Consider the following 15,608-nt stretch of genomic DNA (forward strand, 5'->3'; position numbering starts at 1 on the left):
GTCGATGACCAGCATGACGACCGCACGGTTCAACGGGATCCGGATGTCGGACGTCGGGCCCGCCATCGCGGTGGTCAGCAGCACCAGCGACACCGCGAGCAGGATCGTCGGCACGTGCCGCCAGCGGCCCGAGCGCAGCGGCGCGACCCGCTCCAGCACCTCCATGTTGGCGAACCGCAGCACCCGCCGGCGGCGGGCGAACTGCACCGCGACGTAGATGCCGATCACCAGCAGCACGGCCAGCAGGAACAAGAAGAACCAGGCGTTCTGGAACCCGGTCAGCGACACCGGGCCCAGCAGCGGCAACTTCATGTCCAGCCACACTATTCGTCAAACGTCGACGGTGCATTGGGGCGGCCCGGCCGCCCCGAACGAGCCGGGTCAGCCGGCGGCGAGGTCCCGGCGCTGGGTGAACTTGATGTCGAGGCTGCGCAGGTGGGTTTGCAGGCCGGCGTCCTGGACGGGGATCAGGTGGGCGGGCTGGTCGCTCTCGTTGTAGTGGGCGTGCCACATGCCCGGCGGGGTGGTGAAGGCGCCGCCGGCCTGCCAGTCCACCCGGATCGGGTCGACGATGTCGCCGCGCTCGTCCAGGCGAGTCCCCAGCATCGTGTAGCAGCCGCGGGGCGGGGCGTCGAGGATGAGGTCCAGCGCGACCGACTGGTGCCGGTGTGGGCGCTGCTCCTGATGCGGCGGAAGGACACCGAGCATCGCCCACAGCACGTGGGTGATGGTCAGCGTCTGCTCCTGGTCGGCGTTGGCCAGGAGCACGCTGACGCGGCTCTTCTCGTTGGCCCCGGGCCGGGCGGCGATCTCCTCCAGCTTGGCCACCGCATCGGCGCGGCGGAACTTGGTGGCGCGGAAGCGCGGCCGGGTCGCCTCGGCGCCCAGGTAGCGCAGCAGCGGCTCGTCGTGCACCCAGTACATGGCCGTCTCGGCGTCGGCGTAGAACACCGAGCGCATTCCGGCGGGCAGGGTCACGAAGTCGCCCTTTTCCCACGTGATCAGCCGACCGTTGACGGCCGCGTAGCCCCGGCCGTAGAGCACGTAGAACAACTGCGAGGTGGCGTTGGGGCTGGTGCCGACGTGCTCGCCCGCACGAATGCGCACGAAGTTGGCCAAGAGCGCGGGGCTGGTTGCCGGGCCGGTGATGCCCAGGTCCGCGGACAGATCCAGCGGGACGACGCCGGTCGGCGCGTCCAGGTACAGCTCGGGACCGAACTGCTTGATCGGGACCTGTGGCGCGTGGCCGGAGCCGATGGGGTTGGCGGCCTTCGAGTACTCGAAGTAGCGGGCGTCATCGGCCCACTCTTCAAACCGGCCCTCGAAGCCGTACTCGGCCACGTTGGTCGGCGGCGCGGGAACCGTTGGGTCCAAGTCGGGGGTTAGTGACTGCGTCTCGTGTGCGATGGACATTCCAGCGCCTTCCTCATCGGGTGTGTCTTGCATTTCAAATGTATCTATCTTGTATCTCAGTGTCAACCCCCGGTTCGGCAAGCTGCGCCGGACCGCCAGACGTGATCCTGTCCGGCCCAACGGCCCGACGAATTGTGTTACAAGCCCGTTGATTCGGGGAACCCGCGTACCAGACGGTGCCCACACGGGGCGTCGCTACGAACGGGAGCAGCAATGATTGGATCAATAATCCTCGCCATCATCGTGGGCGCGGTCATCGGTGTGGTGGCACGCCTGGTCATGCCGGGCAAGCAAAACGTCGGCATGATCATGACGGTCGTGCTCGGGGCCGTGGGTGGCCTGATCGGCTCGGCGGTGGCCAGCCAGTTCGGCTACCACAACGCCAATGGCGGAATCGCTTGGATTCCGTTCTTCATCGGCGTCGCCGCCGCGATCGTCCTGATCGCGATCTACGAAGCCGTGACCGGGCGTCGCACCGGTCACAGGCTGACCCGGTAGCCCAACGGCCAAGCTCGCCGCCGCTCAGCGGCGGCGAGCTTGCCGCGCTAGCCGATCAGCACCGCATACCGCGGCTTGATCACCTCGTCGATGATCGCCAGCCGCTCGTCGAACGGGATGAACGCCGACTTCATCGCGTTGATGGTGAACCGCTCCAGATCGCTCCAGCCGTAACCGAAAGCCTCGACCAGTCGGTGCATTTCGAGGCTCATCGTGGTGTCGCTCATCAGCCGGTTGTCGGTGTTGACGGTGACGCGGAACCGGGCCCGCGCCAACAGATCGAACGGGTGGTCGGCGATGCTTTTGACCGCCCCGGTCTGGACGTTGGAGCTCGGGCACAGCTCCAGTGGAATTCGCTTGTCCCGCAGGATCGATGCCAGCCTGCCCAACCGGACTCCCCCGTCATCGAGGACGTCGATGTCGTCGACGATGCGTACCCCGTGACCCAGCCGGTCGGCACCACAGAACGCGATCGCCTCGTGGATGGACGGCAGCCCGAACGCCTCGCCGGCATGAATCGTGAAGCGCGCGTTGTGGTCTCGCATGTACTCGAAGGCGTCGAGGTGCCGCGTCGGCGGGTTGCCCGCCTCGGCGCCGGCGATGTCGAATCCCACCACGCCCTTGTCGCGGAAGCGGATCGCCAGCTCGGCGATCTCCCGCGACACCGCGGCGTGTCGCATGGCGGTGACCAACAGCCGCACCTTGATGGGCCGGCCCTCGGCGGCGCAGGCCTTCTCCCCGGCGGCAAAACCGTCCAGCACGGAATCGACGATCTCGTCGAAGGACAGCCCGCGGTCGATATGCAGCTCGGGGGCGAACCGCACCTCGGCGTAGACGACCGCGTCGGCGGCCAGGTCCTCGACGCACTCGTAGGCGACCCGGTAGAGCGCGTCGGGCGTCTGCATCACCGCGACGGTGTGGGAAAACGGCTCCAGATAGCGCTCCAGCGAGCCGCTGTGCGAGCGGGTGCGAAACCACGTCGCCAGGTGGTCGGTGTCGGTGGCGGGCAGCCCGTCGTAGCCGGTCTGGGCGGCGATGTCGATCACCGTCGCCGGGCGCAGCCCGCCGTCGAGGTGGTCGTGCAGCAGCGCCTTGGGGGCCTTTTTGATCTGGTCTAGCGCCAGTGGTGTCGTCACGTGGTGATCCGATCGATGATCAGCGGCCTAGAAACCGGTGCGGTGTCGCCGACGCTCCAGGCGCCGTCCAGCTCGGCCAGCGCGGCGCCGAAGCGTTCGGGCGTATCGGTGTAGAGGGTGAACACCGGCTCACCGGCGGTGACGGGCTCCCCCGGCCGGCGGTGGATCGAGATCCCGGCGCCCGCCTGCACCGGTTCGCCCGGACGGGACCTGCCCGCGCCGAGCCGCCAAGCCGCCAGCCCCACCGCCATCGCGTCGATATCGCCCATTGTGCCGCCCCGGTGCGCGGTCACGGTCTCGGAACACGAACCGATCGGCAACGGGACCGAAAGATCCCCGCCCTGGGCCGCGACCAGCCGGCGAAATCGGTCCATCGCGGTGCCGTCGCGCAGCGCCCCGGCGGGGTCGCGGTCGTCGATGCCGGCGAGCTGCAGCATCTCGCAGGCCAGCCGCACGGTCAGCTCCACCAGGTCGGGCGGCCCGCCGCCGGCCAGCACCTCAAGCGCCTCGGCGACCTCGATCGCGTTGCCGACGGCCGCGCCCAGCGGGGCGCTCATGTCGGTCAGCAGCGCGTGGGTGGGCACCGAGTGGGCGGCGCCGAGCTCGACCATGGTGTGCGCCAGTTCGCGGCATTGCGCCTCGGACTCCAGCAGCGCCCCCGAGCCGACCTTGACGTCGAGGACGATCGCGCCGACCCCTTCGGCGAGCTTCTTGCTCATCACCGAGCTGGCGATCAGCGGCAGCGACTCGACCGTCGCGGTGATGTCGCGCAGCGCGTAAAGCTTCTTGTCGGCCGGCGCCAACCGGCCGGCGGCGAATATCGCCGCGCCGACGTCGGACAGCTGGTCGCGCACCTGCCGGTCGGACAGGTCCGCGGTGAAGCCGGGGATGGATTCCAGCTTGTCCAGGGTGCCGCCGGTATGCCCGAGCCCGCGGCCCGACGCCTTGGGCACCGCGGCACCGCACGCGGCGACGACGGGCACCAACGCGAGCGTGGTCTTGTCTCCGACGCCGCCGGTGGAGTGCTTGTCCACCGTCGCCAGCGGCTTGCCGCCGCGGCGCAGGCCGGTGAAATCCAAGCGTTCGCCCGACGCCACCGTCGCCGCCGTCCACCGGGCGATCTCGCCGCGGTCCATGCCGCGCCACACGATCGCCATCAACAGCGCCGCCATCTGTTCGTCGGCGACCCGGCCGCCGGTGTACGCGTCGATCACCCAGTCGATGGCGGCGTCGGACAACCGGTGGCCGTCGCGTTTGGTCCTGATCACCATCGGCGCGTCGAATGCGAAGTCGGTCAACTTGGTTCCCGTGGCAGGTCGGCCCCGAAGGCATCGGGCAGCAGCTGACCCAGCCGGCGCGGCCCGGCCGGATGGTCGATGAGCAGCTCGGGGCCGCCGTGTTCCAGCAGCACCTGACGGCATCGACCGCATGGCATCAGCGGGGATCCTTGCGCGTCTACGCACGCCAGCGCGATCAGCCGGCCCCCGCCGGTCGCATGTAGGGCGCAAACCACACCGCACTCGGCACAGAGACCAAGGCCATATGAGACGTTCTCCACATTGCAGCCGGTCACCACGCGGCCGTCGTCCGCCACCGCGGCAGCTCCCACCGCGAACTTGGAGTACGGCGCATACGCTCCCGCTGCCGCGTGGATTGCCTTGTCCCGCAGCGCATTCCAATCGACATCAGGCATCTCGCACCCCCGCTCACCGATGGGCCGACTCGAGCGAACACCCTACCTGTGACACGAACTTCGCCCGGCGACTGTTGGGCACGGCCCGCTACCTGGCAGGGTTAGGCTGGACTGCCCGACTCGAGTGCGTTTGACGTCCAAGAAGGCGGTGAGGACTGGGTGACTACGCAGGCAACCGCGGATCCGGCTGCATCCCAGCAAGCATCCGCGAAGACGCGCAAGCGGCGCCCACCCCGGACCCTGTACCGGGGGGACCCCGGTATGTGGTCGTGGGTGTTGCATCGGATCAGCGGCGCGACGATCTTCTTCTTCCTGTTCGTCCACGTCCTGGACGCCGCGATGCTGCGGGTGAGCCCGCAGACCTATAACGCGGTGATCCACGACTACCAGACCCCGATCGTCGGCCTGATGGAATACGGCCTGGTCGCCGCGGTGCTGTTCCACGGGCTCAACGGGATCCGGATCATCCTGATCGACTTCTGGTCCGAGGGCCCCCGCCACCAGCGGCTGATGTTCTGGGTCGTCGGCATCGTCTTTTTGCTGCTCATGGTTCCGGCCGGCGTGGTGGCCGCCATCCACATGATGGAGCACATCCGATGACCAGCCCCGATCTTCAGCTTGGGCGCGGCCAGGTCGCGCCGGTGCGGCAGCGCTTCCACGACCGCCCCGCCAGCCTGGACAATCCCCGCTCGCCACGGCGCCGCGCCGGCATCCCGAACTTCGAGAAGTTCGCGTGGCTGTTCATGCGGTTTTCCGGGGTGGCGCTGGTGTTCCTGGCGGTCGGGCACCTGTTCATCATGCTGATGTGGGACAACGGCGTGTACCGCATCGACTTCAACTACGTGGCGCAGCGCTGGGCGTCGCCGTTCTGGCAGTTCTGGGATTTGGCGCTGCTGTGGCTGGCGCAGCTGCACGGCGGCAACGGCCTGCGCACCATCATCGACGACTACAGCCGCAAGGACAGCACCCGGTTCTGGCTCAACAGTCTGCTGCTGTTGTCGATGGGGTTCACGCTGGTGTTGGGGACCTACGTGCTGGTGACGTTCGACCCCAACATTTCCTGATCGAGGGAGGCAACCCGAGTTGATCCAGCAACACCGTTACGACGTGGTGATCGTCGGCGCGGGCGGTGCCGGGATGCGGGCCGCCGTCGAGGCCGGGCCGCGGGTGCGCACCGCGGTGCTCACCAAGCTCTACCCCACCCGCAGCCACACCGGCGCCGCGCAGGGCGGCATGTGCGCCGCGCTGGCCAACGTCGAAGACGACAACTGGGAATGGCACACCTTCGACACCGTCAAGGGCGGCGACTACCTGGCCGACCAGGACGCCGTCGAGATCATGTGCAAGGAAGCCATCGACGCGGTGCTCGACCTGGAGAAGCTGGGGATGCCGTTCAACCGCACCCCCGAGGGCCGCATCGACCAGCGCCGTTTCGGCGGGCACACCCGCGACCACGGCAAGGCGCCCGTGCGCCGGGCCTGCTACGCCGCCGACCGCACCGGCCACATGATCCTGCAGACGCTCTACCAGAACTGCGTCAAGTACGACGTGCAGTTCTTCAACGAGTTCTACGCGCTGGACCTGGTGCTCACCCAGACCCCGAGCGGGCCGGTGGCCACCGGCGTGGTCGCCTACGAGCTGGCCACCGGCGAGATCCACGTCTTCCACGCCAAGGCCGTCGTGATCGCGACCGGCGGCTCGGGCCGCATGTACAAGACCACCTCCAACGCGCACACGCTGACCGGCGACGGCATTGGCATCGTCTTCCGCAAGGGACTTCCGTTGGAGGACATGGAGTTTCACCAGTTTCACCCGACCGGGCTGGCCGGTCTGGGCATCCTGATCTCCGAGGCCGTGCGCGGCGAGGGCGGCCGGCTGCTCAACGGGGAGGGCGAACGCTTCATGGAGCGCTACGCCCCGACCATCGTCGACCTGGCCCCGCGCGACATCGTCGCCCGCTCGATGGTCCTCGAGGTTCTGGAGGGCCGCGGCGCGGGCCCGCACAAGGACTACGTCTACATCGACGTCCGCCACCTCGGCGAGGACGTGCTGGAGTCCAAGCTGCCCGACATCACCGAGTTCGCCCGCACCTACCTGGGCGTGGACCCGGTGCACGAGCTGGTCCCGGTCTACCCCACCTGTCACTACGTGATGGGCGGCATCCCGACCACCGTCACCGGACAGGTGTTGCGGGACAACACGTCCACCGTCCCGGGGCTGTACGCGGCCGGGGAGTGCGCCTGCGTGTCGGTGCACGGCGCCAACCGGCTGGGCACCAACTCGCTGCTGGACATCAACGTCTTCGGCCGCCGCGCCGGCAGCGCCGCGGCCGATTACGCGCAAGGGCACGACTTCGTCGACATGCCGCCGAACCCGGCGGAAATGGTCGTCGGCTGGGTGGGCGACATCCTTTCCGAGCACGGCAACGAGCGCGTCGCCGACATCCGCAACGCGCTGCAGCAATCGATGGACAACAATGCCGCGGTGTTCCGCACCGAGGAGACGCTGAAGCAGGCGCTCACCGACATCCATGCGTTGAAGGAACGGTATTCGCGAATTACCGTGCACGACAAGGGAAAGCGCTTCAACAGCGACCTGCTGGAGGCCATCGAGCTGGGCTTCTTGCTGGAGTTGGCCGAGGTCACCGTGGTGGGCGCGCTGAATCGCAAGGAGTCGCGCGGCGGCCACGCCCGCGAGGACTACCCCAACCGTGACGACGTCAACTACATGCGCCACACCATGGCCTATAAGGAAATTGGGGCCGATAAGCAGGGCACCGATCTGCTGAGCGACATCGCGCTGGACTTCAAGCCCGTCGTGCAGACCCGCTACGAACCCAAGGAACGGAAGTACTGATGACCGCAGGCGACGGCCTGGAACCCCACGAGGCACCGCAGGTCCAGTCGACGCTCGAGCCTCCCTTGCCGGCGATCCCCGACGGCGCGGTGATGGTGACCGTCAAGATCGCCCGGTTCAACCCCGATCAGCCCGACGCGTTCGCGGAAACCGGTGGGTGGCAGAGCTTTCGGGTGCCGTGCCTGCCCAGCGACCGGATGCTCAATCTGCTGATCTACATCAAGAGCTACCTGGACGGGACGCTGACCTTCCGGCGATCCTGCGCCCACGGGGTGTGCGGGTCGGACGCCATGCGCATCAACGGCGTCAACCGGCTGGCGTGCAAGGTGCTGATGCGCGACCTGCTGCCCGCTCAAAAGAAGGGGAAGCCCGGCAAGCCGCTGACCATCACGGTCGAGCCGATCCGCGGGCTGCCGGTGGAGAAGGACCTCGTCGTCGACATGGAGCCGTTCTTCGACGCCTACCGCGCGGTCAAGCCCTACCTGGTCACCACCGGCAATCCCCCGACGCGGGAACGCATCCAGAGCCCGACCGACCGTGCCCGCTACGACGACACCACCAAGTGCATCCTGTGCGCGTGCTGCACCACCAGCTGCCCGGTGTTCTGGCACGAGGGCCAGTACTACGGGCCGGCGGCGATCGTGAACGCGCACCGCTTCATCTTCGACAGCCGCGACGAGGCCGCCGCCGAGCGCCTCGACATCCTCAACGAGGTCGACGGCGTGTGGCGGTGCCGGACCACGTTCAACTGCACCGAGTCCTGCCCGCGCGGCATCGAGGTCACCAAGGCGATCCAGGAGGTCAAGCGCGCGATCATGTTCTCGCGCTGAGTGCCGGACCTGAGTTTCAGCCCTTGGATTCGCCGCGGCCGGTGCCCTCCACGTGCGCCGGCCCGACGCTGTCGTCGTCGCGGTCGGATTCCGGCATTTCCGAGGCGGGTTGCTCGTCGGCCGGGGACTGACTCCGGCCGCCGGGGGTATCCGACGGGCTGGCCGACTTGAAACTGGAGTCCGCGGCGGGACCCGTCGCGCCGCCCGCGCCTTCGCTGCCGCCCGCGGCGCTCTCTTGACGTCCCTCGTACGGCGGGACCGCGCTCCCCGTGTCCTGCGGAGGCAATTCACCGGTGCCGCCGTACGTGTCCGACGCGGTCGGATCGCTCATCGGCGGGTTGGCGTCTTCGTCCACGGTTCCGACGGGGCGGTCCCCGCGGCCCTGCTCGGGGGTGTCCGAGCCGGTGTCGCGCACGCCGCCGCCCAACTGCGGATCGTCGAAATGCTCAAGCCGCGCGTTTGCTGATTCCTGTTCATTTTGAGAGGTCATCACTATCTCCTCACCCTCTCGCACCCTGCAGCACTGGATGGCGGCACGGGTAAGGCTCGGGTACCCGACGCCCGCACCGAAAAACACGCGCCGGCCGGCAATGATCGACCGCTGGCAGCTCAGCAGAGCTCGTGATGATGACTCTGGTTGCCCCCAACCGTTCCTGGTACATGGCCGGCCGGACGCGCTGATCGACTCCTCCAGAAGTGATTGTGGTTCGGGTGCGCTGTCGTGGAAACGGGCGCAGGCGGTGCCGATGCAGGCGGTCACCCCCCAGTCGAGGCTGGGCCGACGAGACGGATTGCCGCCGCGTGCCCGTCGCGGTGCCGGACCATGTCCGCGATCGAAGCACCGCACCGCCCTCACCACTCGATCCGCGAAGGCGATAGCACGGTCGAAAATCACCTTTCAGTTCCAGCGGCCCGTCACACTCTGGTGGGCGGGTTCGTCTCACGGGTATGACCCAGAAAACCCGCATCGAGCCCCTTGCCCCCCAGCGCGCCGGACTGCTGACCCGTGTCATGTATCGGGTGGCCAAGCGGCGCTACGGTCAAGTGCCGGAGCCCTTCGCCGTCGCCGCACACCATCGCAAGCTGATGGTCGCCGGCGCCGTGCACGAGACCATGCTCGACCGCGCGTCGAAGACGCTGCCGGCCAGCGTCCGCGAGCTGGCGGTGTATTGGACCGCGCGCGCCATTGGCTGCTCGTGGTGCGTCGACTTCGGCTCCATGCTGCAGCGCCTGGCCGGCCTGGACATGGAGCGCCTGCAGGACATCGACAACTACGCAACCTCGCCCGCCTTCACCGACGACGAGCGCGCCGCCATCGCCTATGCCGACGCGATGACCACCGACCCGCACACGGTCACCGACGAGCAGGTCGCCGACCTGCGGGCCCGCTTCGGCGATGCCGGCGTGTTCGAGCTGACCTATCAGATCGGGGTGGAGAACATGCGGGCGCGGATGAACTCCGCGCTCGGAATCACCGAGCAGGGCTTCAATTCCGGGGACGCCTGCCGCATCCCCTGGGCTAGCGACGATCGCAAGCGCGGCGTAGCCGGGCGCAGCGGGTCGTCGCCGGTGGCTAGCGACGATCGCAAGCGCGGCGTACACGGGCGCAGCGGGTCGTCGCCGGTGGCTACCGACGATCGCAAGCGCGGCGTAGCCGGGCGCAGCGGGTCGTCGCCGGTGGCTACCGACGATCGCAAGCGCGGCGTACACGGGCGCAGCGGGTCGTCGCCGGTGGCTACCGAGGCAGCTCCCGCAACGGAGAGCCGGTGAACTTCTCGGGGTTGGCGATATCCCATAGGGCGCAGACCCTTCCGTCTCGCACCGTCATCGCCATGATGCGTGGCATCAGCTCCCGATAGCCGTCACTCGCCGGGCAGCCCGGCGTGTAGATGCCTAATTCGCCGTTGACCAGCCCCAGCTGATACGACGTGAACATCGCCGGCCCGTACCGCTGCGCCAGGCCGAAGATGAACCGGACCACCTTGTCGGGGCCGTGGATGACCTGAACGGCGGTGGGCGCCTTGCCATTCGAATCGCCGATGAACGTCACGTCCGGATGCAACAGCGCCACCACCGCGTCCACGTCGCCGGCGGCCATGGCGGCCATCAGCTTTCCGACCACCTCGTTGTGCGACGGGTCGGGTTTGGGCGCCGGCCCCTCGGTGACGGCCTTGCGGGCCCGGGAAGCCAGCTGCCGGGCGGCGGCCTCGCTGGTGCCCAGCGCGTCGGCCACTTCGGCGAACGGCACGGCGAACCCGTCGTGCAGGACGAACGCGACCCGCTGGTCGGGGGACAGCCGTTCGAGCACCACCATCGCCGCAAAGCGGGCGTCCTCGTTGGCGACCACGAGGGACAGCGGGTCGGCCTGGTCGAACCCGGTGACCACCGGCTCGGGCAGCCAGTTGCCGGTGTAGGTCTCGCGGCGGTGCGCGGCCGACCGCAGCCGGTCCAGACCCAGCCGGCTCACCACGGTGGTCAGCCAGGCCCGTAGGTCGGTGATCGCCTGCCGCTGCCCGTGCCAGCGCAGCCACGCGTCCTGGACGATGTCCTCGGCGTCGGCCACGGTGCCGGTCAGCCGGTAGGCGACTGCGATGAGATGTGGCCGCAGCGCCTCGAATTCGCTGACCTGCTGGGCTGAGGTCATATCCGAGAGCCTAGCCCGGCGACGGCGAGCGCCGGAACGGCGCGAGTGAGGAGCCGGGCAATCGAACCTAGCCCGGCGACGGCGAGCGCCGGAACGGCGCGAGTGAGGAGCCGGGCAATCGAACCCAGCGCTACGCTCGCAAGCAACATGACCGAACACCTCTGGCTGCACTTCGCCCGGCACGGCCCGGACGTCACGCCGCCGATCATCACCCGCGGCGAGGGCGTCACCATCTTCGACGACCGCGGCAAGAACTACCTCGACGGGCTGTCCGGGCTGTTCACCGTGCAGGTCGGCCACGGCCGCACCGAACTCGCCGAGGTCGCCGCCCGGCAGGCGAGCACCCTGGCGTTCTTCCCGCTCTGGGGATATGCCACCCCGACCGCGATCGAGCTCGCCGATCGGCTGGCGCACTACGCGCCCGGCGACCTGAGCCGGGTGTTCTTCACCACCGGCGGCACCGAGGCCGTCGAGACCGCGTGGAAGGTCGCCAAGCAGTACTTCAAGCTCACCGGCAAACCCGGTAAGCACAAGGTGATTTCGCGGTCGGTCGCCTACCACGGCACCACCCAGGGCGCGCTGGCGATCACCGGGCTACCGCGCTACAAGGCGCCGTTCGAGCCCGTGACGCCCGGCGGCTTCCGGGTCCCCAACACCAACTTCTACCGCGCGTCCGAACCGTTTCACACCGACGCGAAGGCCTTCGGGCGGTGGGCCGCCGACCGGATCGCCGAGGCGATCGAGTTCGAAGGACCCGACACCGTCGCCGCGGTGTTCTTAGAACCGGTGCAGAACGCGGGCGGCAGCATCACCGCTCCCCCAGGCTATTTCGAACGGGTGCGCCAGATCTGCGACGAGTACGACGTGCTGCTGGTCTCCGACGAGGTGATCTGCGCGTTCGGCCGGATCGGGTCGATGTTCGCGTGTGACGACGTCGGCTATGTGCCGGACATGATCACCTGCGCCAAGGGCATGACGTCGGGCTACTCACCGATCGGCGCGATGATCGCCAGCGAGCGGTTGTTCGAGCCGTTCAACGACGGCGAAACGATGTTCCCGCACGGCTACACGTTCGGCGGCCACCCGGTGTCGGCGGCGGTGGCGCTGGCCAACCTCGACATCTTCGAGCGCGAAGCGCTCAACGACCGCGTCAAACAGCACGCGCCGAAATTCCGCGTCACCCTGGAGAAGCTGTACGACCTGCCCATCGTCGGCGACGTCCGCGGCGAGGGCTACTTCTACGGCGTCGAACTCGTCAAGGATCAGGCGACGAAGCAGACCTTCACCGACGACGAACGCCGCGCCCTGCTGCGCCGGGTGTCGTCGGCGCTGTTCGCGGCCGGGTTGTACTGCCGCACCGACGACCGCGGCGACTCCGTGATCCAGCTGGCGCCGCCGCTGATCAGCGGTCAGGCCGAATTCGACACCATCGAGGCGATCCTGCGGGCCGTACTCAGCGAGGAGTCGGCCCGGCTGTAGCGAGGACGCGCTTGACCTCGTAGGCGGCCAGCAACACCTCCCGCGAATGCGTGGGCGACGCGCTGGCCGCCATCCGCGTCTGAGCGTTGCAGAGCCAGGTGAGCGCGGACCGTAGGTCGCCCTCGGGCGCGGTGTCGCGGTGCGCCTTCAGCTCGGTCAACACGCCGTCGAGACCGGAGCTGCGAACCTGGGTCCCCTTCTCGACCTGCTTGAGCAGATTTTCCAGCGATCGCGGACCGTCGCCGTCGCGTCGCCATCTCGACCAGAACCCGTTGTTTGGAATGGCACGCCCTTTGGACCGCAGTTGGTGTCGCACTGACAGCATGCCAGCGTAACGGGTCGCGTCGGTCCCCGCCCACCGGCAAGCTGTCGTAACTTCCGTCCCACCAGTCACAGCGCGGCTCCCGGGAATCCGGCCGCGCATCGCCTAGTCTGCACAAGCAATGAACCTCCTACGCCCCGCGTCGTGCCTGGCAGCGGCCGTTTTTATGATGGCCGCGCCGGTGGCGCTCGCCGCCCCGGCGATGGCCGAGCCGCCCCCCGGCCCCAACGCGGGACCGGCGAACTGCCCGTACCAGGTGAACACCCCGCCCGCCGTGGACTCCTCGGAGGCCCCCACAGCCGGCGACCCGCCGATGCCGCTGGCGGTGCCCCCCAAGCCGGTCGGCGGCGAGGCGCTGGGCGGCTGCGGCATCGTCGCCGCACCGAACACGCCGCCGCTGCCGAACGACGTGTCCGCCGACGCGTGGCTGGTCGCCGACCTGGACAGCGGCGCCGTCATCGCCACCAAGGACCCACACGGGCGTCACCGTCCGGCCAGCATCATCAAGGTGCTCGTCGCGATGGCGTCCCTCAACGCGCTGCCCCTCAACAAGTCGGTCCAGGGCACCGACGAGGACGCGGCCGCCGAGGGCACCAAGGTGGGCGTTCAGCCCGGCGGCGTGTTCACAGTCAACCAGCTGCTGCACGGGCTGCTGATGCACTCCGGCAACGACGCCGCGCACGCCCTGGCCATGCAGCTCGGCGGGATGCAGCAGGCGGTGGAGAAGATCAACGTGCTGGCCGCGAAGCTCGGCGGCCGCGACACCCGGGTGGCGACGCCGTCCGGGCTGGACGGGCCCGGCATGAGCACCTCGGCCTACGACATCGGCCTGTTCTACCGCTACGCATGGCAGAACCCGACCTTCGCCGACATCGTGGCGACGCGGACCTTCGACTTCCCAGGCCACGGCGACCACCCCGGCTACGAGCTGGAAAACGACAACCAGCTGCTCTACAAGTATCCCGGCGCGCTGGGCGGCAAGACCGGCTACACCGACGACGCCGGACAGACCTTCGTGGGCGCGGCCAACCACGACGGGCGACGGCTGGTGGCGGTGCTACTGCACGGGACACGGCAGCCGATCGCCCCGTGGGAACAGGCGGCCCACCTGCTGGACTACGGGTTCAGCACGCCCCAGGGCACCCAGGTGGGCACCCTGATCGAGCCCGATCCGTCGCTGCTGCCGAGCAAACGAGACGCCGCCGCCGACCGGCAAGGTGCCGGCATGCAGGCCGCCGGGTTCATGCCGTCGGCGGACGCGGTGCCGGTGCGGGTGGGCGTTGCCGTGGTCGGCACCGTCATCGTGTTTAGTTTGATCATGGTCGCACGCTCGATGAACCGCCGACCGCAGCACCGTTGATCGGCCGGCCGCGGGGCCTGCTGGTCGCGCTCACCGCCGCCAGCGTCGGCCTCATCTACGGTTACGACCTGTCGATCATCGCCGGCGTGCAGTTGTTCGTCACCGAGGAATTCGGGCTCACGACGCGGCAACAAGAACTGCTGACCACGATGGTGGTGATCGGCCAGATCCCCGGGGCTCTCGGTGCGGGGGCGCTCGCCAACGCGATCGGGCGAAAAAAGTCGGTGGTGCTGGTACTCGTGGCCTACGCGGCGTTCGCGCTGTTGGGCGCGCTTTCGGTGTCGCTGCCGATGCTGTTGGCGGCGCGCTTTCTGCTCGGCGTGACCATCGGCGTGTCGGTGGTGGTCGTCCCGGTGTACGTCGCGGAGTCCGCCCCGGCGGCGGTGCGCGGATCGCTGCTGACGGCCTATCAGCTGATGATCGTCAGCGGCCTCATCGTCGGGTATCTGACCGGCTATCTGCTGGCCGGCACCCACAGCTGGCGGTGGATGCTGGGGCTGGCCGTGTTGCCCGCAATGCTATTGCTGCCCTTGTTGATTCGCATGCCCGACACGGGCCGGTGGTACCTGCTGAAGGGCCGGGTGGACGACGCCCGGGCGGCGCTGCTGCGGGTGGAACCCACCGCCGACGTCGATGCCGAGCTTGCCGAGATCGGCGCGGCGTTGGGCGAGGGCTCATCCGGCTCCGGAGGCGGCATCTCCGAGATGCTGCGGGAAATGTTTCGAAGCCCATACGCGCGGGCCACCGCCTTCGTGATCACGCTCGGCTTTCTGATCCAGATCACCGGTATCAACGGGATCATCTACTACAGCCCGCGGATATTCGAGGCCATGGGCTTCACCGGCAACTTCGCGCTGCTGGGGTTGCCGGCGCTGGTTCAGGTAGCCGGCTTGGGTGCCGTGGGCATCTCGGTGGCCCTGGTCGACCGGGTGGGCCGGCGCCCGATCCTGTTGTGCGGCATCGCCATGATGATCGCGGCCGACGTGGTGCTGTTGGTCGTGTTCGCCCGGGGCCTCGGCGGTGTCGGGCTGGTTTTCGGGTTCGCGGGCCTGCTGGTGTTCATCATCGGCTACACCATGGGTTTCGGCTCGCTGGGCTGGGTGTATGCCAGCGAAAGCTTCCCGTCCCGGCTGCGGTCCCTCGGGTCGAGCGCGATGCTGACCTCCAACCTGGTGGCCAACGCGATCATCGCCGCAGTCTTTCTGACCATGCTGCATTCACTGGGCGGCGCAGGGACTTTCGCGCTGTTTGCGTCGTTCGCGGTGGTCGCTTTCGGCTTCGTCTACCGCTACGCGCCGGAGACCAAGGGCCGCCAGCTCGAGGAGATCCGGCACTTCTGGGAAAACGGGGGCCACTGGGAGAACCCGTGCCTGTGAT

16 protein-coding genes and 1 pseudogene are annotated in these 15,608 nt (G+C 68.5%); 9 read left to right on the forward strand and 8 right to left on the reverse strand.

What is annotated here, in order from left to right; translation table 11 throughout:
• Positions 1-312: BatA domain-containing protein (locus tag A5764_RS06380; protein ID WP_197501222.1), on the reverse strand; the 312-nt coding region annotated here is incomplete at its 3' end.
• 69 nt (positions 313-381) lie between these two features.
• A complete protein-coding gene (locus A5764_RS06385) occupies positions 382-1,413 on the reverse strand; it encodes a cupin (protein WP_067110292.1) in 1,032 nt (343 codons plus the stop codon).
• Positions 1,414-1,626: 213 nt separating this feature from the next.
• On the opposite strand from A5764_RS06385, the gene A5764_RS06390 reads away from it, so the two are divergent.
• Positions 1,627-1,911: a GlsB/YeaQ/YmgE family stress response membrane protein gene (locus tag A5764_RS06390; protein WP_067110295.1), complete on the forward strand. Its 285-nt coding sequence runs from the start codon at positions 1,627-1,629 to the stop codon at positions 1,909-1,911.
• A gap of 47 nt (positions 1,912-1,958) precedes the next feature.
• Here the strand turns inward: A5764_RS06390 and A5764_RS06395 are convergent, their stop codons facing one another.
• Genes A5764_RS06395 through A5764_RS06405 form a run of 3 tightly spaced genes read right to left on the reverse strand, consistent with a single transcriptional unit; the run spans position 1,959 to position 4,740 of the window.
• Positions 1,959-3,047: an adenosine deaminase gene (locus tag A5764_RS06395; protein WP_067110297.1), complete on the reverse strand. Its 1,089-nt coding sequence runs from the start codon at positions 3,045-3,047 to the stop codon at positions 1,959-1,961.
• Complete coding sequence (locus tag A5764_RS06400) at positions 3,044-4,345, reverse strand: thymidine phosphorylase (protein WP_067110300.1); 1,302 nt, start codon at positions 4,343-4,345, stop codon at positions 3,044-3,046. The genes A5764_RS06395 and A5764_RS06400 overlap by 4 nt, the downstream gene beginning before the upstream one ends.
• The gene (locus tag A5764_RS06405) at positions 4,342-4,740 is read right to left on the reverse strand and encodes a cytidine deaminase (RefSeq protein WP_067110302.1); all 399 of its coding nucleotides are present in this window, start codon (positions 4,738-4,740) and stop codon (positions 4,342-4,344) included. Before A5764_RS06405 ends, A5764_RS06400 begins: the two co-directional genes overlap by 4 nt.
• A 261-nt stretch (positions 4,741-5,001) precedes the next feature.
• Between A5764_RS06405 and sdhC the strand changes: the two genes are divergently transcribed.
• The 4 genes from sdhC to A5764_RS06425 are packed head-to-tail and all read left to right on the forward strand — an operon-like array spanning position 5,002 to position 8,426.
• The gene (gene sdhC, locus A5764_RS06410; RefSeq protein ID WP_067110305.1) at positions 5,002-5,340 is read left to right on the forward strand and encodes a succinate dehydrogenase, cytochrome b556 subunit; all 339 of its coding nucleotides are present in this window, start codon (positions 5,002-5,004) and stop codon (positions 5,338-5,340) included.
• Positions 5,337-5,804 carry a succinate dehydrogenase hydrophobic membrane anchor subunit gene (locus A5764_RS06415; protein WP_067110306.1) on the forward strand — a complete coding sequence of 156 codons (468 nt, stop codon included), beginning with the start codon at positions 5,337-5,339 and terminating at the stop codon, positions 5,802-5,804. Before sdhC ends, A5764_RS06415 begins: the two co-directional genes overlap by 4 nt.
• Positions 5,805-5,823: 19 nt before the next feature.
• Positions 5,824-7,596, forward strand: coding sequence for a succinate dehydrogenase flavoprotein subunit (sdhA, locus tag A5764_RS06420; RefSeq protein WP_067110308.1), 1,773 nt, complete (start codon positions 5,824-5,826; stop codon positions 7,594-7,596).
• Positions 7,596-8,426: a succinate dehydrogenase iron-sulfur subunit gene (locus tag A5764_RS06425; protein ID WP_067110310.1), complete on the forward strand. Its 831-nt coding sequence runs from the start codon at positions 7,596-7,598 to the stop codon at positions 8,424-8,426. Before sdhA ends, A5764_RS06425 begins: the two co-directional genes overlap by 1 nt.
• Positions 8,427-8,442: 16 nt before the next feature.
• Here the strand turns inward: A5764_RS06425 and A5764_RS06430 are convergent, their stop codons facing one another.
• On the reverse strand, positions 8,443-8,916 hold the full coding sequence (locus A5764_RS06430) for a hypothetical protein (protein ID WP_231989630.1): 474 nt from the start codon (positions 8,914-8,916) through the stop codon (positions 8,443-8,445).
• 419 nt (positions 8,917-9,335) lie between these two features.
• Here A5764_RS06430 and A5764_RS06435 point away from each other — a divergent pair.
• Positions 9,336-9,956 (forward strand): annotated as a pseudogene (locus A5764_RS06435) (carboxymuconolactone decarboxylase family protein); the annotation flags it as partial.
• 205 nt (positions 9,957-10,161) lie between these two features.
• Here A5764_RS06435 and A5764_RS06440 read toward each other — a convergent pair.
• Positions 10,162-11,070 carry a sigma-70 family RNA polymerase sigma factor gene (locus A5764_RS06440; RefSeq protein ID WP_067110312.1) on the reverse strand — a complete coding sequence of 303 codons (909 nt, stop codon included), beginning with the start codon at positions 11,068-11,070 and terminating at the stop codon, positions 10,162-10,164.
• 147 nt (positions 11,071-11,217) lie between these two features.
• Here A5764_RS06440 and A5764_RS06445 point away from each other — a divergent pair, with 147 nt between their 5' ends.
• Entirely contained in the window at positions 11,218-12,549 is a 1,332-nt protein-coding gene (locus tag A5764_RS06445; RefSeq protein WP_067110315.1) for an aspartate aminotransferase family protein, read from the forward strand.
• On the opposite strand, the gene A5764_RS06450 is transcribed toward A5764_RS06445, so the two are convergent.
• A complete protein-coding gene (locus A5764_RS06450) occupies positions 12,524-12,775 on the reverse strand; it encodes a hypothetical protein (protein ID WP_067110408.1) in 252 nt (83 codons plus the stop codon). The genes A5764_RS06445 and A5764_RS06450 overlap by 26 nt on opposite strands.
• Positions 12,776-12,992: 217 nt before the next feature.
• On the opposite strand from A5764_RS06450, the gene A5764_RS06455 reads away from it, so the two are divergent.
• The gene (locus A5764_RS06455) at positions 12,993-14,231 is read left to right on the forward strand and encodes a D-alanyl-D-alanine carboxypeptidase family protein (RefSeq protein ID WP_067110318.1); all 1,239 of its coding nucleotides are present in this window, start codon (positions 12,993-12,995) and stop codon (positions 14,229-14,231) included.
• Complete coding sequence (locus tag A5764_RS06460) at positions 14,228-15,607, forward strand: sugar porter family MFS transporter (RefSeq protein ID WP_067110321.1); 1,380 nt, start codon at positions 14,228-14,230, stop codon at positions 15,605-15,607. Before A5764_RS06455 ends, A5764_RS06460 begins: the two co-directional genes overlap by 4 nt.
• Position 15,608 lies beyond the last annotated feature (1 nt).

Origin of the sequence: Mycobacterium sp. 852002-51057_SCH5723018, assembly GCF_001667035.1 — a bacterium.
Taxonomy (GTDB): Bacteria; Actinomycetota; Actinomycetes; order Mycobacteriales; family Mycobacteriaceae; genus Mycobacterium.